This window comes from Vreelandella zhanjiangensis DSM 21076, from assembly GCF_000377665.1.
Classification (GTDB): Bacteria; Pseudomonadota; Gammaproteobacteria; order Pseudomonadales; family Halomonadaceae; genus Vreelandella; species Vreelandella zhanjiangensis.
On sequence record NZ_KB898646.1, the window covers coordinates 56512 to 77223 of the forward strand.

Sequence of the window (20712 nt, forward strand, 5' to 3'; positions counted from 1 at the left end):
TTACCAGGTATTAGTGATGGAAACAGTGGGCGTTACCGGTGCTCTTGGAACGCGGTGAGGCGCGTATTGGCGGCGGTCGCCTGCATTGATGTAATAAATATTCGATGACGAGTAAAGGATACGCTCACCATCAATAATCTGTGTGGTGATAATAACTTCTTCATTGCCTGTCGTAGTCCAGCTGCCACTTACCGTGTCGGCAATCATTGCGGCTGGAATCAATCCAAGCGCAGGTTCTGCCCAGTGATTGAAGGGAATAGTAGCCACCGCGACACCTGCTGTTAACGCAGTAAACGCGCCTGTCGGGGGGCGAATAAAGCCTCGGTCGCGATGCTCAACGACTTCGACACCAATATGTATATTGGCGGCATTGGGTGTCGGCACGGTGGTTAAATTGGCGCCTCGTGAGACCAGTTCGCTGGTAAGCAGCGTGCGAAAGCCGCGTTCAAACTCGCCGCCGCTATAGAAGTTCACGCCTGGGTGATCAGGCTCGGTAACATGTAAGTCACGAAAGCGAACCCGCTCACGCTGTAGAATGCTGCTGGCTTCATGACGAGCAAGAACCTCCCAGTGGTGAGCGGCCTGCATGCGTTGCTGCTCTGTATAGGGGTAGGTGGTGGCTACAGGGGCCTGCGAGGTATTGGCATAGAAACAGCCACTCAGCAACAAGCCGGTAACCCCTATACTGGCAAAGCGAAATAATTGAGTAGTAAACCGACGACTTAAGCTGCTATGCACCAGAGGTTCCTTATCGCTTCACGGGGTCTTTGATAGACTAGTTGAGTTTTATCATGCCTAGTAACAATCGGCCACGAGGTTGAAAACTTGAATGAGCGATAATACGCATGCTTGAAGATCATCGCAGCGGTCCGCGCCATGATTCGCTAATGTCAGCGTACCCAACCGATGAAAGCAGTAGCGGATGGATGATTAGCTATATCGATATTATGACGCTGCTGGTGGCGCTATTTGTCATTATTGTGGCGGCGGCGGGCAAAACGGCGCCTGAAATTTTTCAAGTATCGTCAGAAGACGTTGCTCAAGTGTCCACCCCTGTGCTTGAAGTGCCGCTTCCTGATGCCATGGAAAGCGTGCTACAGCACCGCGTTATAGAAGAGTGGCGGCATGGGTTGGACCCTTTCGCGTTAAGTGCCGCATTAGGGGTAGCGGGTTTACCTAAGCCAAAACCTACGCCTAATTCGCCACCCCCTTTGCTGGCGCTTGAACGCTTTGAATCGCTACCACCTGTTGAGCTTGACGAGCCATTGGCCTGGCTTCCGCCAGTGGTATTACCTACCGCGTTAGTGCCCGCCGGTGATGTCCCGGCGGCTCCGCTGGCAAACTACATGGTATTGCTAACGGATCGCCCGCCGGTCAATGTACAAGAAATATCGGTAGATGCCATCAATAGTGCCCAGGCCGTCCAAATAGCATTAGCCGAGCGTGTCGAAACATCTCCCTACCTGCCAAACCTGGAAGGTGTTGAGGTATCGCGTGTCGCGGAAGGGATTAGTTTGCGGGTACAGGATCAATTGCTGTTTCCTTCCGCGGCCGCAGACCTAACCAGTGGAGGCTCCTCTCTGGTAGGCAGTCTATTGGAGACCATACAGCGCTACGACGGTGAAGTGTGGGTCGAGGGTCATTCTGATAGCCAGACCATCAGCACCGATGAGTTCTCTTCTAACTGGGCGCTTTCAAGCGCCCGAGCGATTGCGATTGTAGAGGCGCTGGAAGCCGAAGGAGTTGCTCCTGAACGGCTGCGGGCCGTTGGCTTGGCGGCGACCCAGCCGCTTGAAGATAACGGGACCCCAGAGGGGCGAGCGCGCAATCGGCGGGTAGAAGTGGTGATTCATGTAGAGTAGGAGATCGCTTTAGCGCTGGTCCGACACCTCGGCGAAGCGCTGCCGGATTTAAGGGGCGGCTGGCGTCGCCATCGCCGAATAAATTCAGCTCCCACCTCGTGGCCGGATGAATAGAGCTTGGCTCAATACGGTGCGCTAGCTTAGGAGGGGTAGGTATATAGAGGTTTTACTAATAAGTACCGGCTTAGCTGCACAATAATGATGCTTTTTCGGGATTAGTAATTAATGCTTTGCGCGGGACATTCTATATTTTTTTATTAAGATTTTAATAAATAATAATTTTTTCTGCATTGGCATATAAGCTGCTTATTTAAGGTGGTCATTAACGACAAAGCCTAGCGGCTTCTTTAAGCCAAAAGAGGTAGCGCTATGTCTGAACATGCCAGTACCGCATTGTTAACCGAGTTGCCTGACGCGGAACATCGCTCACGCCTGGTTCTTACCGACTTAGATGGTTCGCTACTCGATCACCACAGCTATGATTTCTCACCTGCGGCACCCAGCTTGTCGCGCTTAAAACAATTAGGCGTGCCGGTAATCCCTGTGTCCAGTAAAACACGTGCTGAATTATTGCCGCTGCGTGAATTGCTTGGACTTACGGGAACACCTTTTGTAGCTGAAAATGGCGCTATTATTGGCCTGCCGCCTAGCTGGTGCCATGCGCGTCTTGACCGTCCAGGCAATGGACGCGATGGCATTGTTACAAAACACGTCGGTGTTGATATTGGGTTTATCCGAGCACGCTTAAGGGTATGGCGCAAACGGCTGGGCGTGAATTTTACCAGCATGGGTGAGTTGAGTGTTCAAGACGTCGTTAAACTGACGGGATTAGATGAAGCGCGCGCACAGGATGCATGCAAGCGCGAAGGCAGCGAGCCGCTAATTTGGCAAGACGACACAGCCTCGCTCGAAAATTTCCGGCTGGCGCTGAAAGGTGATGGCCTCGAGCTTACTCAGGGTGGGCGCTTTTGGCACGTTATGGGCTATGGCGCAGATAAAGGCTGCGCCGTCACATGGTTAATCAAGCGCTTTGCCAAATTAAGGGGGTGCACGCCGCTCTCGTTAGGGCTGGGCGACGGACCCAATGACTTAACGATGCTGGAAGCGGTTGATCAGGCCGTGGTTATTAGAGGCTTGCATAAAGCGCTTGTTACACCGCAAACCGCGGCGTTATATCGAACAAAGGCAGCCGGGCCTGCCGGATGGGCAGAAGGAGTAGCGTACTGGTGGGGAAAGGATAGCCGTCAGCTAAACGCACCAACGAAAACCTTTGCGGTAACTCAGTAACGCCAAGGAGGGATATCCATGAGTGATTTTTACCAAAATGGGGTGATTACCGATTTTCATAATCTCACCCGTCGCCCTGTTGAGGCGCTAGAGCAGGAGCTTACCCAGTTTGCCAAGCGCCGCCCTATGGGCTTGATCTTGCCGTCGCTGTTTTCTGAGCTGGAAGGGCCTGCGCTATCAAAAATAATCGATGAATTGGTGCAAGTGCCTTATTTGAATGAAATCGTAATTGGGCTGGATCGCGCGGATCGCGATCAGTTTTTATACGCTCGAGAATTCTTTTCACGCCTGCCGCAGCATACCCGCATTTTATGGAACGACGGCCCGCGTCTACGTGAGCTGGACGCAGAGCTTGAAAGCCATGGTTTGGGAGCATTGGAGCCAGGTAAAGGACGTAATGTTTGGTACTGTGCGGGGTATGTTTTAGCTTCCCACCGCTCAGTCGTCGTTGGACTGCATGATTGCGATATTCTTACGTATGATCGAGGGCTCTTGGCGCGCTTGATGTATCCGGTTGCGCACCCGCGCTTTGACTATAGCTTCTGCAAAGGTTATTACCCGCGCATTGCTGAGGGAAAGCTTAATGGTCGTGTGTCACGCTTATTAGTAACCCCTTTGCTTCGTGCGCTTAAAACCGTGTTTGGGCCTATGCCTTACCTGGAGTATCTGGATAGCTTCCGTTACCCGCTTTCCGGTGAGTTTGCTATGCGTAGCGAGGTACTGGAAGGCATCCGTATCCCCGCCGACTGGGGGCTTGAAATCGGCGTGCTGTCTGAGCTGCAGCGCAACTACTCCCACCGCCAGCTCTGTCAGGTAGATATCGCTGATGCCTATGATCACAAGCATCAGCCCATCAGTGAGGAGGATGCCAGTGGCGGCTTGAACCGAATGAGTTTAGATATTTCCAAGGCGCTCTATCGTAAGCTGGCCACTCAAGGCGTGAGTTTTAGCAGCGAGGATTTTCGAACGCTAAAAGCCACTTATTACCGGCTGGCGCTGGATCTGATAGAAGCCTATGACCATGACGCTACCATGAATGGCTTGAGCCTGGACCGCCATTGTGAAGAACAGGCGGTAGAGCTGTTTGCGAGTAACTTACTAGAGGCAGGCAATCTGTTTCTGGATAACCCGCGCGAGCGGCCGTTTATTCCCAGCTGGAACCGCGTGCAGGCAGCCGTACCGGATTTGTTAAGCCGAATGCATGAAGCCGTGGAGCTTGATAACCAGGGTAAGGTTTAAAACGTTTACGATGAGCTTCAAGCGTTGGAAGTTGTTTTTTTTCATAAAATGTTATCTAGGTGCGAAAAAAAAACGCCCCCTTGGCCTAAAGCCAAAAGGGCGCTTGAACGCCTATCAATCAGATTTAGAAATCGTTATCGTGCGTATACCGTGTTGTTGACGAGGCTAACGGTAGGGTGGCTGACGGAGTAGGCGCTGCGTTTTGGTTAATGCGGAAGTTAGCCACTCGCTGGCGCAGCTGAATACTTAGATGGGATAAGGCTTGGGTTGCATGGTTACTCTCTTGCACCAAGCTAGCATTTTGCTGGGTCATTTGATCCATTTGGGTGACCGCCAGGTTCACCTGTTCGATGCCGCTGCTCTGTTCGCTGGTAGCCGAGGAAATTTCCTGTACCAGCGTGCTGAGCTGCTGAATATCGGTGACCACGTTATTAATGATTTCACCGGTATTGCGAACTTGCTGGCTACCATCGGCTACTTTGGCGCCTGAGTTCTCGATCAGCTTTTTAATTTCCTGGGCAGCGGATGCCGAACGGCTGGCCAACTGCCGTACCTCATTTGCTACCACCGCAAAGCCACGCCCCTGTTCCCCCGCTCTGGCCGCTTCAACCGAAGCATTAAGCGCCAAAATGTTAGTTTGGAACGCGATAGCATCAATCGTGTTAACGATGCTGCTCATTTGGGCCGAGCTTTCATTGATGTTGGCCATGGTGCTTACCACTGCCGTCATCGCATCGCTGCCCCGTTGAGCTTTTTCGGCGGTGTTGGTCGCCAGCTTGCGGGCATGATCAGCGTGCTCGGCATTTTGTTTCACCGTTGCCGTAAGCTCTTCCATGCTGGAGGCCGTTTCAGCAAGCGAGGCGGCCTGCTGTTCGGTGCGTGTTGAAAGCTCTTCATTCACGCCCACAATTTGATCAACACCATTATTTACCTGATCGGCACCGTGGTGAATATCGCCAATCGTTTCGGCTAATGCTTCACGCATGCGGTTAATATCAAACAGCAGGCTATCCTGGTCATTCCTGGAAAGCTGAGTGTTGCGGGTCAAGTCGCCGTCGGCAATATGACGAACTATGGTGGCTGCGTAACGCGGGTCTCCTCCTAAACGGCGAGCTACATCGCGAATAACCCAGCCCATCAGTACGGTAACGGGGATGCCGATAATCATCAGCGCTATTAGAGAACGGATAAGATTACTGATAAAAGCATCTTGGATATCGTCGACATAGATGCCAGCGCCAAATGCCCAGTTCCACTCGGGGATATAGGCGAAATAGCTGATTTTTGGAAATTCTTCGTCACCCGAAAGGCGGCGGGAAAAGTAATCGACATGCCCTCCACCTGAGCGCGCGGCATTAAGAAAGGCAGGATACAAGTGCATCCCTTGGGTATCTTTAAAGCCACTCATATCTTCGCCTCGTGGGCGGTTAGGGTGGGAGACGATCTTTAGCTGGTCATCAAAGGCAAAGACATATTCGCCCTCAGCGAAACTTGCATTGGCTAGGCTATCAATGGCGCGCTGCTGAGCCTCTTGCAGGGTTAGCTCTCCACGGCTTGCCATGGTTTGTAATGCATCCAGCTGAGAGTGAAGGCTTTCGACCACATGTTGAATACTCGTGCGACGTTCTTGCTCAATGGTTTGGCGAGACTCCCAGGTTAACCAGCCAACCAGCGTCAGCATGGCCAAGCAAATGATCCCCAGAATGCTCCAAAGTTGTTGATTCGTAGTCAGTCGAGTCATGTGTGTCCTGTAAAAATAAAGCTGATGATGAGTGATGCCTGTATATCGGCTTAATTTCCTACGACGTTAGCCTAATTTACAAATATTTTTTTGACGCAACACGTTATAAAAAAGCCTTCAATTATGAGCTATTAAAATCAAACGGTTATGCATATAAACACACTATAGTTAGTGCTGATTTTAATTTGTAAAGCATGGCTTGAGTTCAGTCGATTCGTAGATTGTTGTGCAATGTCTCTCGCCCAGCAGTGCTGATAGGCATTGCCTTAAAAAGTTGGGCTTTTTTGTATACTGATTCTTCGATCTCGCGTGATGACACTCTCCCGGTAATTACCTTAGCTGGCACGAACGTGAGTAAAACGTCAGCGCACCCTAGATTGAGATAACAAAACGCCCCTTAACTCTAGGCCAAGGGGCGTTTTAGTACGGCTATCAATCAGCTTAGAAATCGTTGTCGTGCGTGTACCGTGGCGTTGAAGAAGCTAGTGGTAGGGTGGTTGCCGGTGTAGGCGCTGCATTGTGATTAATGCGGAAGTTAGCTACTCGTTGACGTAGCTGAATACTCAGATGAGACAGTGCTTGCGTTGCATGATTGCTCTCTTGTACCAGGCTGGCGTTTTGCTGAGTCATTTGATCCATCTGCGTGACCGCCAGGTTCACCTGCTCAATGCCGCTGCTCTGTTCGCTGGTCGCCGCTGAAATTTCCTGTACCAGCGTACTGAGTTGCTGGATATCGATCACTACGTTATTAATGATCTCGCCGGTATTGCGAACTTGCTGGCTGCCATCAGCCACCTTGGCACCGGAGTTCTCGATCAGCTTTTTGATTTCCTGAGCAGCCGACGCTGAGCGGCTAGCCAACTGGCGTACTTCACTGGCGACAACGGCAAAGCCACGCCCCTGTTCCCCGGCTCTCGCCGCCTCGACTGAGGCATTAAGCGCTAAGATATTGGTTTGGAAAGCGATGGCATCGATCGTATTAACGATACTGCTCATTTGGGCCGAGCTTTCATTGATGTTGGCCATGGTGCTCACCATGGCGGTCATCGCATCGCTGCCCTGTTGTGCTTTATCGGCAGTAGTGGTCGCCAGTTTGCGGGCATGATCAGCGTGCTCGGCATTTTGCTTTACTGTTGCCGTGAGCTCTTCCATGCTGGAAGCCGTTTCAGCAAGCGACGCGGCCTGCTGTTCGGTGCGCGTTGAAAGCTCTTCATTCACGCCCACAATCTGCTCGACACCACTATTTACCTGGTTGGCGCCATGATGAATATCGCCAATCGTTTCGGCTAACGTTTCCCGCATACGATTAATATCAAATAGCAGACTTTGTTGGTCTTTTGATGAAAGCTGAGTTATTTGGGTTAGATCACCATTGGCTATATTACGTACAACGCCAGCCGCATAGCGGGGGTCTCCGCCTAAACGACGAGCAACATCACGAATAACCCAGCCCATAAGCATGGTTACCGGTAAACCAAAGATTAGAAGTATCCCCGCCGAGCGAAGCAAACCGGCAATAAATGCTTCATTAATATCATAAACATACACACCCGTTGCCAGTGACCACTGCCACTCGGGAAGATGCGCTACATAGCTGGTTTTCTGTAACTGTTCATCACCGCCAGCGCGAGTAGCGTAGTAGTCAACGTGGCCTCCGCCTGCCTGGGAAACACGCAGCAACGCCGGGTATAGCGCCATGCCACTAGCGTCCAGGTAGTTGGTCATATCAGTGCCAGGTGTGCGGGTAGGATGAGAAATAACCAACAGATCGTCATTGAAAGCGAAAATGTATTCGTCAGCGCCGAAGCTCACGCTGGCCATATTGTCGATAGCGCGCTGTTGCGCTTCTTCAAGGCTGAGCTCACCAGTGGCTACTCTTGCTTGTAAGGCTTCGATTTGGTTATGCACGCTTTCGACCACGTGTTGAATGCTGTCGCGGCGTTCGCTCTCAATCGTTTGGCGGTTTTCCCAGGCAAGCCAGCCCACCAGTAGCAGCATGCTGATCCAAATAATACCCAGCGTTCCCCAGAGTTTTTGTGTTGTTGTTAGACTCGTCATGTTTTTTCCTATCAAAAAACCAAGCTAATAGAGGGTTGTTATTTATGTATCGGCTCAATTAGTGAAGGCGTTAACGTAATTTACATATATTTTTGTTATGAGCAGTATTATAAAAAAGCCGCCTAAGGATAGGCGGCTTTAATCAATTAGTTATATGAATTTAATAGCTATACTTTAATGTTCGTCTGGCGCTGGGCCGCCCATCATTTCAATCAGGCGGGCTTCATCTGGCATACCCTGTGTTCGGTCGATACGTAGATCACCGTTAGGCGTTTCCCGTTGAAAGGCGCTGGTGGGCGTAGCGTAAAGTCCCAGCGCTTCAAACAGCTGGTTATTCGTGTATACCTGCTCTTCGATCTCGCGTGGCTGCGCACTCGCCGTGATCACTTCGCCTTCTTTCTGGCGCTTCAGTGCTGCGCTGGGGTCATCAGCACCAAGTAGAACGGCAGCTTTGCCGGGGCTATCTGGCGCTAATATACCGATCATAATGTGGCGTAGCTGCACCTCGCCAGCATCTACCCAGGGGCGGGTTTGTTCCCAAAACGCCTGGCAATAAGTGCAGTTGGCATCGGTAAAAGTGTAAATCACCCGAGGAGCTTCGGGGCTACCATCCTGTATCCAGTGACTGTCTTCCAGCAATTGCCATGTTTCGGCTTCAAGTGCCGCGCGTACGTGCTCATCCAGCTGGGCTTCTGTCAGATTATTGCCTTGGCTATCCATCAGCGTTCCAACAATGGCGTGCTCGCCGTCAGGGGTAAGGTAGATGGCTATTTCCTGCCCCTGAGTGCTTGCTCCATAGCCTGTAAGGCCACCCGGAACATCGAACTGGCCATGAATTTCCCACCCTTGATTGGCTAATGCCTGTACCGGGGCAGGTAGTTCACTCGCCTGGCCTGTGCCTGCAAATAATAAAAGGCCACTCAATAACGAAGAGCTAAAAAAGCAGAGCCTAAAAGACATCACAACATCCTTGCGTATACGCGATTGCGTAAAAAAGACAAACTCAGTCAGTGGCATAACGTAGCAGAGCCTATCGTCAGGTAATACCAAAATGCTGTTAATACCCAAGCACTATCAATATCCAAGCACTATCAATATCCAAACGCTATTAATATCCAAGCACTAGGCGAAAGCGACCAGCCAGCGTGCCGCGTAAGGCGAAAGCGTATCTTCTTGTGAGCTATCGGGTTCAAGCGCTTGCCAGTCGTGCTGTTCAAGTGATTGCGTAACGGCTTCGCCCGCGTCTGACAGGCGTAGAGGTTTGTCAGTGACATTATAAAGGGCAAGCAGTCGGCGTCCGTCATGTAACGGGCCGCGTTCGATGGCAAGAAGCTCCGGTGGCGAAGTAAGTACGCGCTGTGCAGTACTGGGATGAAAGCATGGTTCCTGCTGGCGTTGCTCGAGCAGGCGACACAGTGCATGGAAGATATAGTGCGTCGGGTTGGCGGTGTTATCGAGCAGTAGATCAAGTTCGCTGCGCTGCCAACGACGCCGATTGATGGAGCGCAATCGGCCACTGCGCTCGACGCCTTCGATATCATTGAGCGTACTGGTCAGCGTATGAATATAAAGTGCTGGAATTCCCTGTAGGCTCAGCATAATAGCCTGACTGCATAAAAAGCGTGCCACCTGCCAAGGATCTGGTCCGCGGTGCGTGCCGCGCATTGCCTCAAACCAGGTAATATTGATTTCGTAAGGTGTATCGCTGCCATCTGGGTTGCTGCGCATGCTGACAAAACCGCCGAAGCGATGCATCAACTCTAAAAGAGCGTCGCGCTCATGGTTAGGAAGTAAGCCTTCCAAAGGGCGCACGCCAATACCGTCGTGGCTTGCGGTAAAGTTCAGGTACGTACAGTGGTGTGGCAATACCGGTAAGCTCGATAGCCATGTTTGCAGGGTTTCCGACTCGCCCCGCGTCAAGGTATGAAGTAGCAGAGGAGGCAGCGCGAACTGGTACACCATATGTGCTTCATCAGGCGGCCCATCAGGCAGGCGTTCTAACCCGAAGTAACTGATATTTTCTTCGTGAGGCACGTTGGTTTCGGTAACTAGCAGAGTGCCCGGCGCAACCTCATCCACTATGGCGCGTAACAGACGCACAACGGTGTGGGTTTGAGGCAGATGAATACACGAAGTGCCCAGGCGCTTCCAAAGAAATGCCACGGCATCCAAGCGAATGATTCGCGTACCTTGCTGCAGGTAGAACAGTAAAATCCCTACAAACTCCAGAAGCACATCAGGGTTTTCAAAGTTTAAATCGAGCTGGTCTTCTGAAAAAGTTGCCCATAGGTGGCGCGTGCCGCGCCGTGTTGCCACCGGAACGAGTAGGGGGCTGCTTCGCGGACGGGTAACGTGGGAAACATCCGTTTCAGGATCTACTTCAATAAAGTAATCGCGGCCCGGCAAGCTGCCGCTTAAATAATCGACAAACCATAGTGATTCCCGGGAAACGTGGTTCAACACCAGATCCGCCATCACATCACAGTGGTGGGCAAGTGCCTGGATATGGTGCCAGTCGCCAAGTTCTGGATTAACCTCACGGTAGTGAATGACCGAAAAACCGTCATCGCTACTCCAGGGAAAGAAGGGCAAAACATGCACGCCGCTGATGCGATCGCCCAAGCGCGTCTGTAAAAAATCGTTCAGGACTGCAAGAGGGGGCGAGTCAGCATCTATGATGGAATCACCATAACAGATCAACCACTGATCTTTTTCGCTCCATGTTGGTGCTGAGCCATAGTGCATTGGCGCATCGGTAAATGCTGGTGCTCTTGACGAACGAAAATGGTCGAGATGCTGGCCCAGGCGACGCAACGTTTCATCAGCCCGAGGGCCATAAAGATGCGTTAGATAACCGTGAATCTTCTTTTCAAATGTTGGCATAAGCGACTCCTTATCAACCATCTGTCCCTTAAGTTTATCAAGCACATGTATTGAACAAATGCAGCTTGTGTGCCAAATCGTTACAATGCAGGGGAAGGGGCCGTTAACGTTGCATTAAGGCCCGCGTTTAACACCTTACTGGCATATGAGTTTATGTCAGGTAAGAGATAAAACGCGCTTGAAAACAGTGAGTGATAATTAGGTTATAACACGCTTACTCGTGCAGCTTACAGCACGGGCTGACAACAGGTTGACCGCTATGCATTGCCCTTTTTGTGGTGCTAATGATACTCGAGTAACCGATTCGCGACTGGTAGCGGAAGGCGATCAGGTGCGTCGGCGTCGGCAATGCGCTAATTGCCATGAGCGCTTTACTACCTACGAAACGGCCGAGCTGCTGATGCCTCGGGTCATAAAGTCAGATGGCTCTCGTGAAAGCTTTAATGAAGCCAAGTTACGCGATGGAATGGTGCGTGCATTAGAAAAACGCCCGGTCAGTGCAGAATCTATTGAAGCGGCGGTTGAGCGTATTCGTCAAACGCTGCGCGCCAGAGGCGATCGCGAAATTAACGCGCGTGATATTGGCGAATCCGTGATGCAGGCGTTAAAGAATCTGGATCAGGTCGCCTATATCCGGTTTGCCTCTGTATACCGTAAGTTTCAGGATCTGGATGAGTTTCGCGCCGAGATTGACCGGCTTTCTCAGGAGCCGCCCCGTATAACGTCTGAGCGTGACAAGGAAGATACGTAATGAGTACTACCAGCCCGTTTAGTGATTCAGACCACCACTACATGGCGCGTGCCTTACACTTGGCCAAGCAGGGGCTTTATACCACGGACCCTAACCCACGAGTGGGCTGCGTGATTGTTCAGCAGTCATCTGGCCATCCAGCGCATATTGTAGGGGAAGGTTTTCATGTTCGGGCGGGCGAGCCCCACGCGGAAATCCATGCGCTTAATGCCGCAGGTGAAAATGCCAAAGGGGCGACTGCTTACGTTACCCTTGAGCCCTGTTCTCACACCGGCCGAACCGGGCCCTGTGCGGTAGCGCTTAAAAATGCCCAGATAGCACGCGTTGTGGTCGCCATGGTCGATCCTAATCCACAGGTCAGCGGGCAGGGAATCGAAGTACTCAGGGCTGCTGGTATAGACGTCGATGTAGGCTTGCTTGAGCAGGATGCGCGGGCGCTAAACCCTGGTTTTATCGCACGTATGCAGCATAACCGGCCCTTTGTGCGCCTGAAAATGGCTATGAGCCTGGATGGCCGCACGGCGATGGGGTCAGGCGAATCGCAGTGGATAACCGGGCCTGAAGCGCGCAGTCACGTTCAACGTTTGCGAGCGCGTTCCAGCGCTATTTTAAGCGGCGTTGAGTCGATTATCATGGATGACTCGCGGCTGACCTTACGGGCTGAGCAATTGCAGTTGGCAAACGCGGATACGGTGGTTTTGCGTCAGCCGCTGCGCGTTATTGTGGATACCCGGCTGCGCTTACCGCTGGCCGCGGCCTGCTTAACCGAGCCGGGCCGAACGCTGATCATGACAACGCCTGCGCATTCGCCTGAAAAACGCGCTAAATTGATCGCCGCTGGCGCTGAAGTGCATGTGTTTGAGGCAGGTAGTGATGGACGCCTTCCGCTGAAGGAGTTGCTTCAGTGGCTGGCTGAAAACGAGCAGGTTAATGAGTTACTGGTTGAAACAGGGGCTACGCTTGCCGGGGCGCTGTTAGATGCTCAGCTAGTGGATGAGCTGCAGCTTTTTGTAGCACCCACTTTATTGGGCGGCGAAGCAAAGCCGCTCTTTGCTTTGCCTGGGCTTTCGCGAATGGCAGATCAACGGCGCTTAACCATTCATGACATGCGCGCAGTAGGCCGTGATTGGCGAATTATTGCCTCTCCTCAGCCTGACTAGCGCACGTGGCAATAGCAAGGTACTCTGTTCCCAAAATCAGTGTCCCAAAATCGGTGTCCCAAAATTAGTGTCGCCAACGTTGGCATCACAACCTTTAAATATTGCGGAGCATAGATGCTGCGCGACATCGCATACCGTGCGAATTCATATTTAGGAGCTTCCATGGCGCACTCCTCCTCTGGGGGCTTAGCCTCTATCGCCGATCTGGTAGATGATATTCGCCAGGGCAAAATGGTGATCCTCATGGATGATGAGGATCGCGAAAATGAAGGTGATATCATCATGGCGGCCGAGAAAGTGCAGGCCGAGCATATCAACTTTATGGCTCGCTTTGCCCGCGGCCTTATTTGCATGCCGATGACACGCGAACGTTGTGAACAGCTCAACTTGCCGTTAATGGTGCGGGATAACGGCTCGGGCTTTGGTACCAAGTTCACGCTTTCCATAGAAGCAACGGAAGGCGTCACGACCGGCATCTCGGCCGCTGATCGCGCACGTACGGTTCAAGCGGCCTGCGCGCCGTATGCGAAACCGACGGATATTGTGCAGCCAGGGCATATCTTTCCACTGATGGCCGAGCCCGGTGGCGTATTGCGTCGCGCAGGTCATACAGAAGCCGCCTGCGATTTATCCGCGCTAGCCGGTTGTGACCCCAGCGGTGTGATCTGCGAAATCATGAATGATGATGGCAGTATGGCGCGTCGGCCGGAGCTTGAAGCGTTCGCCAAGCAGCATGATATTAAAATCGGTACCATTGCCGATCTGATTCATTACCGTATTATTCACGAGCAGACGGTTGATCATGTGGAAACTTCCACCGTCATGACTTCTCAAGGGGAGTTGGCGCTGCATGTTTTCCGTGACCGCATCCAAGGGGCGCATCATTTAGCGTTGGTGAAAGGGCAGCCCACTCCAGACCAGGCAACTACGGTACGCGTTCATCTGGCGGATACGCTGCGTGACGTGCTCGGGTTAGCCAAGGATGAGCAGGGCCGCTGGAATGCCCATCGGGCGCTTGAAGAGATCGCGGGCTCGCCCGCCGGCGTTCTGGTGCTGATTGACGATGGTCGTCCGCATCAGGATTTAAAAGATCAGTTAGACGTGTTTTTGGACCGCGTGCGCCAACCGCGCACCAGCGAATCTGATGGCACGGGTAATTATTTAACGATTGGTACTGGCTCGCAGATTCTGCGCCACTTAGGCGTTGGTAAAATGCGGCTACTAAGCTCACCATGGAAGTTTTCGGCCCTGTCAGGCTTTGATCTCGAAGTTGTCGAGCTCGTAGGGCCTAATGACACCGTGTATGAGCCAATTTCTCAGCAGGAATAAATTGATGCAATCCCTCTCTCAAGTAGAAGGTACGTTTGTCGACGTCGATGGCCGCTACGTTATCGTGGTTGGCAGGTTCAACCATCATGTGGTTGATAGTCTTGTGGAAGGCGCTATTGATAGTTTGACGCGTCACGGCGTAGATGCCGAAAATATTCACATTGTTCACGTCCCGGGCGCCTGGGAACTGCCGCTTGCGGTAAAACGTGTTCTTAAAGTGATGAAGCCAGATGCAGTTATCGCGCTTGGCGCGGTTATTCGTGGCGGTACGCCGCACTTTGAATACGTAGCAGGCGGCTGTAATACTGCGATTAATCACTTGCAGCTTGAGTTTGATACGCCGATCGCGAACGGCGTATTGACCGTTGAGTCCATCGAGCAGGCGATTGAGCGAGCGGGTACCAAAGCGGGTAACAAGGGAACGGAAGCCGCTATGGCAGCGATGGAAATGGTCTCACTGCTGCGCGCGATACCGCTAGGAGATTCACAATGAGCGAGCGCCGTGAGCGTAAGCCCTCTGCCGCACAGCAGAGCCGTCACGCTGCCCGTGAATTGACCGTGCAAGGCTTGTACCAGTGGCAGATGACCGGTAAATCCATCACTGCTGTTGAAGCCGAGTTTCGTAGCCAGGTAGCTGATGATGACCTGGAAGATCATGAAAACTGGGTCAAGGTAATGGAAATCGCTGACAAGGCGCTTTTCCATGAGCTTTTGCACAACACCGCGCGTTTTAAAACCGAGCTTGACCGCGAAATATCTCCCTTGCTGGATCGCCGTCTGGAAGATCTGGACGCGGTAGAGCTTGCCATTTTGCGCCTGGGGGCCTACGAGCTTTCGCGCCGTATGGAAGTGCCGTACCGGGTGGTTATCAATGAAGGGGTTGAGTTGGCCAAGTCGTTTGGCGCAACCGACGGCCATAAATACGTGAACGGCATTCTCGACAAGCTGGCTAATCGCTTGAGAAGTGCCGAAGTCAGCGCTCGCCGTTTATAACGGCGGGCTGCCTGATTAAACGGTTAAGGGGCCTTTGTGCTTGCCGAATTTGATTTGATTCGTCGTTATCTGATGCCGTCGCAAAAACTGCATGTGAAAGATGGCGTCGCACTGGGCGGTGGCGACGATGCTGCCCTGTTAGTGCCTCAAGCGAATCATCAGCTCGCGGTTAGCGTTGATACGTCCGTGGTAGATGTTCACTTTCCCCATGATGCCCCTGCCTTTGCGGTGGGGCATCGTGCGCTTGCCGTGGCGTTAAGCGATTTAGCGGCCATGGGCGCAGACCCGCGCTGGTGTTTTATGGCGCTAACGCTGGATCAGCGGGCGTTTTCTGATGACGCCGCGATCCACGCGTGGGTAGAAGGTTTTGCCGATGGTTTTCATTCGTTGTGTCAGCAACACACAACCACGCTGGCCGGTGGCGACGTCACGTCGGGCGCTCTGAGCATCGGAGTAACCGTCATGGGCGAGGTGCCTGCAGGTCGTGCTTTAACGCGTGCCGGTGCAAGGCCTGGCGATATGATTGCGGTCACCGGTACTTTGGGCGGTGGCGCTGGCGGGTTAGCACTTTGGCAACGTGGCGAACGTGATCTCAAACATCCCTTGCTGCGCCGTTATTTACTGCCTGAGCCGCGCTTGGTAGCGGGGGCAGCGCTTCGCGATATAGCGACCGCCGCAATGGACATCTCGGATGGGCTGCTGGCCGATCTTGGTCATCTGCGCAAGGCATCCAAGGTGGGCGCTATTGTTGATGTCGAGTCGCTGCCATTGGCCGAGGCACTTGTCGAGTCGCTTGGCTTTGAGGGCGCGCGTAATGCAGCACTTTCAGGCGGTGACGATTATGAACTGCTGGTCACTCTGGCACCGGAAAACGTGGTTAACGCACAGCGTGATCTTCGCGAACTGGGTTTAGCATTAACGGTGATTGGTCAATGCAGTGAAACGCTAGGTGTTGAAGGAATCGCACCGTATCGCAACGCTGGTTGGCAGCATTTTAACGAGGGAACGCCATGAACCGTGCACCATCAAGTGTGTGGCGTCGCCCAACGCATTTTTTCGCGTTTGGTCTAGGCAGTGGTACGGTGCCCTGGGCGCCGGGTACCTTTGGCACGCTCGCCGCCATTCCTTTCTATTGGATAATGGCTGATCTACCCCTTGGGTGGTATTTAGGCATTGTGCTTGTCGCTTTTATCGTCGGCGTTTGGCTGTGTGATAAAACATCGCATGATTTAGGCGTACACGATCATTCCGGCATTGTTTGGGATGAGTTCGTAGGTTACTGGATTACCATGGCCGCTGTTCCTTTCTCCTGGGAAGCCGCGCTATGGGGTTTTATTGTGTTCCGTATTTTCGATGTTTTTAAACCCTGGCCGATCCGCTGGGCGGACCGGCGCGTTGCCGGTGGTTTCGGCATCATGATTGATGATGTCATGGCCGGCATCTATGCCTGGAGCACCATGCATCTATGGTATTGGTTACATTGAGAGTATTGGTTGCACTAAAATGCAGCGGCAGGTGACACTGGCGAACATTACTTCCTAATGGTGCGGCTCAAGGAGATGGCATGCGCAAGGAACGTTTAATCGTCCCTATCTTGGCAGCGATCGCCATTGTATGGATGGCGGGGCAGTTGCTGTCCAGCGTGTTATTTGAGCGCAGTCTTCGCCAGGCACTGGAAGATTTGGAAGCGCGAGGGGAGTGGCGGGTAGCCCGTACTGAGAGCAATCGTGGCTGGTTAAGTTCCCAGGGACGTTTGCTGCTCTCACCTTTATTGGGGCGCCCCTGGCGATTAGAGCTTACCTACCGCGCCCGCCACGGCATTTTAAGTACTGATGTCGAAGGCACGCTTTCGCCGCGTCTGGATACGGCCTTGCAGCGTGCGGTGGGCGAAGTCACCGCCGCGTCCGCCCCACGTTGGAAAGGGCGCTATCACACGCTAAGTGGCCGCAGTGAACTGCAGCTTGCCTTGGCACCGTTTATTATCCAGCAAAGTGGGCGTGAACTTGAAGTTCGCGGTGCGCGTCTGCGCCTTGACGGCGTGTTTGGTGACTGGCGTTTACGCGTTCGCTTCGACCAGCTGTCATTAGTCGATGGTGTAGCGCAGTTGACCTTGGGCCCAACGCTACTTGAGAGCCGTTACACCTATATTGACGATGCCTATCATTTTACCCAGCGCGACCATCTACAGGTGGATTCGGTAGCGCTACGTTATCCTGCCTATGCCATACAGCTGGCACCGCTAAGCCTGCAAAGTTATATGGTGCTGGATGAAAGCGAGCTGCGCCTGAAAGGTGAGCTGGTGATGGGCGATATGATGGTGCCCTCGGAGGCACCGGATACGCCGCTGCTTAACGGGCGTATTGAAATGGAGCTTTCGCGCCTAAACGCCGATGCTATACGCCAGACAATCCGGCGCTTGCGTCAAGAAGCTGCATGGGGCGATACCAGCCTGCCTATGGCCGAAGGGCTGGTTTCCCGCCTTGAGCCTGATCTCCTGCAGATACTGAGCGACTCTCCACGCCTGGATGTATCTACGGTGGCGTTGGATAGCCCTTTATTGGGTATTCGTGTCGATGCCGATGGTGCGCTGTTTTTCGATGCACGAAAGCTGGATCAATTAAGCGTTACCTCGCTTGATAAACCTGATGAGCGAGAGCGCTGGTTTGAACGTCTGGACGGTGATTTTATCTGGCATGAGGCACCTACTGTGGCCGCATTATGGTTAGGTTTGCCGTTAGGTACCCGGGATTTACAGTTTGACGTTATACGTGGTAGCTGGCGCGTTAATGGTCGGCCCATGCCTGAGCTATGGCCGCAATAGACGCTTACAAGGGTTGAAGTTTTCAGTCTGTGCCCGCATTCCATAAGCAATGCTAGACGGTATAGCCGTCAGTCACTGTTTATTGGAGGGTGCATGAGCGACCAGGATAATAACCGCGATCACGATAATCTCGATTGGCTGGCGGACGACGAATCGTCATCGCACCAATCTGATGATGCCAGCGAAAATGAGCATCGTTCAGACGGCGAGAAGATAAACTCGCTGGTTCCCGCCAGTGAAATGCTCCCCGAGCGCATCTACTTACTCCCTATTCACAACCGGCCTTTTTTCCCGGCTCAGGTACAGCCACTGGTAATCAACCGTGAGCGCTGGGAAGAAACCATGCGCCGCGTCGGCAATACGCCGCATAAGACCCTGGGCGTTGCATTTGTAGGCGAGGGCGGTGTTGAGTCGTTAGACCACGACGATTTTCCAGAAATTGGTACCGCCGTCAGAGTGCATAAGCTCAAAGGCGAAGACCAGCAAATTCAGTTTATTGCCCAAGGTGTGCAGCGCTTTCAAATCAAGCGCTGGCTTTCCAAAGAGCCGCCTTATCTGGTTGAGGTTACCTACCCCAAAGAACCCGTTGATGCTGAAAATGAAGAAACCCGTGCTTATGCCATGGCAATTATTAATGGCATCAAAGAATTACTGCCGATCAACCCGCTGTATGGCGAAGAGCTAAAGCACTACCTGAACCGTTTTAGTCCCCATCAGCCAGGTCCGCTCACCGATTTTGCCGCAGCGATTACCTCGGCTAAAGGGCCAGAGCTTCAGGACGTGCTGGCAACGCTGCCGGTAGCCGAGCGTATGCATAAGGTGCTGCCTCTTCTGCGTAAGGAGATTGAGGTTGCCCAGCTGCAAAGTGAAATCAGCGAGCAGGTCAATGCGCAGATGCAGGATCGCCAACGCGAGTTCTTCCTGCGTGAGCAGCTGAAAGTCATTCAGCGTGAGCTGGGTATTTCCAAGGATGACCGTGAAAACGATGTCGATACCTTTAGAAACCGCCTGGATTCGTTAGTCGTCCCCGAGCGTGTCCAAAGCCGTATCGATGATGAACTCAATAAGTTGAGTGTGCTTGAGACCGGTTCTCCCGAGTACGGTACCACGCGTAACTACCTTGACTGGTTGACCTCTTTGCCCTGGGGAGTGACAAGTCAGGATAAGCTTGATTTAGGCCATGCCCGCGAGGTGTTAAACCGTGACCACGACGGCCTGCAGGATGTTAAGGAACGTATTGTAGAGTTCTTGGCGGAAGGCACGTTTAAGGGTGATGTGGGCGGCTCGATTGTTCTGCTGATCGGCCCTCCAGGCGTGGGTAAAACCTCCATTGGCCGTTCCATTGCAGAAGCCTTGGGGCGTGAGTTTTATCGCTTTTCGGTCGGCGGAATGCGCGATGAAGCGGAAATCAAGGGCCATCGGCGCACTTACGTAGGGGCGATGCCCGGCAAGCTTGTCCAGGCGTTTAAAGAAGTCGAAGTCGAAAACCCCGTTATCATGCTGGACGAAATCGACAAGCTGGGTCAGTCATTCCAGGGCGACCCTGCATCAGCGCTGCTTGAGGTGCTGGATCCAGAGCAAAATGTCGACTTCCTGGACCACTACCTTGATGTCCGGATGGACCTTTCCAAGGTGCTGTTCATCTGCACGGCCAATACGTTGGATTCGATTCCTGGTCCGTTACTTGACCGTATGGAGCAGATTCGCCTCTCCGGTTATATCGCCGAGGAAAAGCTCGCGATTGCCAAGAACCACCTGTGGCCGAAGCTGCTCAAACGCAACAAACTGCCTAAAAAGCGCATCAACTTGACCGAGGCGGCGTTAAAGCAGGTCATCGAAGGGTACGCTCGTGAAGCAGGCGTTCGGCAGCTTGAAAAACAGCTTCACCGTATTGTGCGTAAAGCGGCCGTTAAGCTGCTGGAAGAGGAGCTTGAAACCGTCAAGGTGTCGGTCAATAACCTGGAAGAATTCCTGGGCGCGCCTATGTTCCGTAAGGAGAAAGTGCTCAAGGGCGAAGGCGTGGTAACAGGGCTTGCCTGGACGTCGATGGGCGGCGCAACGCTGCCTATTGAAGCTGGCAAGATCCATTCGCTGGATCGTGGATTCAAGCTAACGGGCAAGCTTGGCGATGTCATGAAAGAGTCCGCCAATATTGCCTACAGCTACACGCTGGGCCACCTGCAGGAGTATGGAGCAGATGCTGATTTCTTCGATTCAGCCTTTGTTCACCTTCATGTGCCAGAAGGCGCAACACCTAAGGATGGGCCGTCCGCCGGGGTAACCATGACCACCGCGCTGCTTTCACTTGCCAAGCATCAGGCGATCAACCGGCCGCTTGCGATGACGGGCGAGCTGACGCTAACCGGTCAGGTACTCCCGGTCGGGGGGATTCGTGAGAAAGTCATTGCCGCCCGGCGCAGCGATATCTTTGAGTTGATTCTGCCTGAGGCCAACCGTCGGGATTATGAAGAGCTGCCGGGGTATCTTAAAGAGGGTGTGACCGTGCACTTTGCGAATCGCTATAAGGATGTCGCCAATGTGGTTTTTAAAAATTAGGGGGTAGCGCGTTAGCGAGCACATCAATAGTT

The 20712-nt window shown here is 52.8% G+C and carries 17 protein-coding genes; 12 read left to right on the top strand and 5 right to left on the bottom strand.

What is annotated here, in order from left to right; genetic code table 11:
- A complete protein-coding gene (locus D467_RS0100205) occupies window positions 1–738 on the bottom strand; it encodes a hypothetical protein (RefSeq protein ID WP_018915480.1) in 738 nt (245 codons plus the stop codon).
- Window positions 739–845: 107 nt separating this feature from the next.
- Here D467_RS0100205 and D467_RS0100210 point away from each other — a divergent pair, with 107 nt between their 5' ends.
- From D467_RS0100210 to D467_RS0100220, 3 genes are all read left to right on the top strand, one after another.
- Entirely contained in the window at window positions 846–1862 is a 1017-nt protein-coding gene (locus tag D467_RS0100210; protein ID WP_018915481.1) for an OmpA family protein, read from the top strand.
- 369 nt (window positions 1863–2231) lie between these two features.
- A complete protein-coding gene (locus D467_RS0100215) occupies window positions 2232–3149 on the top strand; it encodes an HAD-IIB family hydrolase (RefSeq protein WP_018915482.1) in 918 nt (305 codons plus the stop codon).
- Window positions 3150–3167: 18 nt separating this feature from the next.
- Window positions 3168–4388, top strand: coding sequence for a glycosyltransferase family protein (locus tag D467_RS0100220; protein ID WP_018915483.1), 1221 nt, complete (start codon window positions 3168–3170; stop codon window positions 4386–4388).
- 124 nt (window positions 4389–4512) lie between these two features.
- Here the strand turns inward: D467_RS0100220 and D467_RS0100225 are convergent, their stop codons facing one another.
- The 4 genes from D467_RS0100225 to D467_RS0100240 all read right to left on the bottom strand — a co-directional run bounded on the left by D467_RS0100225 (window position 4513) and on the right by D467_RS0100240 (window position 11070).
- On the bottom strand, window positions 4513–6129 hold the full coding sequence (locus D467_RS0100225) for a methyl-accepting chemotaxis protein (protein ID WP_026285535.1): 1617 nt from the start codon (window positions 6127–6129) through the stop codon (window positions 4513–4515).
- A 441-nt stretch (window positions 6130–6570) separates the two neighbouring features.
- Window positions 6571–8187 carry a methyl-accepting chemotaxis protein gene (locus D467_RS0100230; RefSeq protein ID WP_018915485.1) on the bottom strand — a complete coding sequence of 539 codons (1617 nt, stop codon included), beginning with the start codon at window positions 8185–8187 and terminating at the stop codon, window positions 6571–6573.
- A gap of 174 nt (window positions 8188–8361) precedes the next feature.
- Window positions 8362–9147: a thiol:disulfide interchange protein DsbG gene (dsbG, locus tag D467_RS0100235; protein ID WP_018915486.1), complete on the bottom strand. Its 786-nt coding sequence runs from the start codon at window positions 9145–9147 to the stop codon at window positions 8362–8364.
- A 162-nt stretch (window positions 9148–9309) separates the two neighbouring features.
- Entirely contained in the window at window positions 9310–11070 is a 1761-nt protein-coding gene (locus D467_RS0100240) for a sugar phosphorylase (protein ID WP_018915487.1), read from the bottom strand.
- 259 nt (window positions 11071–11329) lie between these two features.
- On the opposite strand from D467_RS0100240, the gene nrdR reads away from it, so the two are divergent.
- From nrdR to lon, 9 genes are all read left to right on the top strand, one after another.
- Window positions 11330–11821: a transcriptional regulator NrdR gene (nrdR, locus tag D467_RS0100245; RefSeq protein ID WP_018915488.1), complete on the top strand. Its 492-nt coding sequence runs from the start codon at window positions 11330–11332 to the stop codon at window positions 11819–11821.
- A complete protein-coding gene (ribD, locus tag D467_RS0100250; RefSeq protein ID WP_018915489.1) occupies window positions 11821–12981 on the top strand; it encodes a bifunctional diaminohydroxyphosphoribosylaminopyrimidine deaminase/5-amino-6-(5-phosphoribosylamino)uracil reductase RibD in 1161 nt (386 codons plus the stop codon). The genes nrdR and ribD overlap by 1 nt, the downstream gene beginning before the upstream one ends.
- Before the next feature lie 162 nt (window positions 12982–13143).
- Complete coding sequence (gene ribBA / locus D467_RS0100255; RefSeq protein WP_018915490.1) at window positions 13144–14310, top strand: bifunctional 3,4-dihydroxy-2-butanone-4-phosphate synthase/GTP cyclohydrolase II; 1167 nt, start codon at window positions 13144–13146, stop codon at window positions 14308–14310.
- A gap of 4 nt (window positions 14311–14314) precedes the next feature.
- Window positions 14315–14803 carry a 6,7-dimethyl-8-ribityllumazine synthase gene (gene ribH / locus D467_RS0100260; RefSeq protein ID WP_018915491.1) on the top strand — a complete coding sequence of 163 codons (489 nt, stop codon included), beginning with the start codon at window positions 14315–14317 and terminating at the stop codon, window positions 14801–14803.
- Window positions 14800–15303, top strand: a complete 504-nt coding sequence (nusB, locus tag D467_RS0100265) for a transcription antitermination factor NusB (protein ID WP_018915492.1) — start codon at window positions 14800–14802, stop codon at window positions 15301–15303. Before ribH ends, nusB begins: the two co-directional genes overlap by 4 nt.
- Window positions 15304–15339: 36 nt before the next feature.
- A complete protein-coding gene (gene thiL / locus D467_RS0100270; protein WP_018915493.1) occupies window positions 15340–16317 on the top strand; it encodes a thiamine-phosphate kinase in 978 nt (325 codons plus the stop codon).
- Window positions 16314–16787 (top strand): phosphatidylglycerophosphatase A family protein, encoded by a 474-nt coding sequence (locus tag D467_RS0100275; RefSeq protein ID WP_018915494.1) that lies wholly within the window; start codon window positions 16314–16316, stop codon window positions 16785–16787. Before thiL ends, D467_RS0100275 begins: the two co-directional genes overlap by 4 nt.
- Before the next feature lie 80 nt (window positions 16788–16867).
- Window positions 16868–18124, top strand: a complete 1257-nt coding sequence (locus tag D467_RS0100280) for a DUF945 family protein (protein ID WP_018915495.1) — start codon at window positions 16868–16870, stop codon at window positions 18122–18124.
- A gap of 93 nt (window positions 18125–18217) precedes the next feature.
- Entirely contained in the window at window positions 18218–20680 is a 2463-nt protein-coding gene (gene lon / locus D467_RS0100285; RefSeq protein ID WP_018915496.1) for an endopeptidase La, read from the top strand.
- Window positions 20681–20712: the final 32 nt, after the last annotated feature.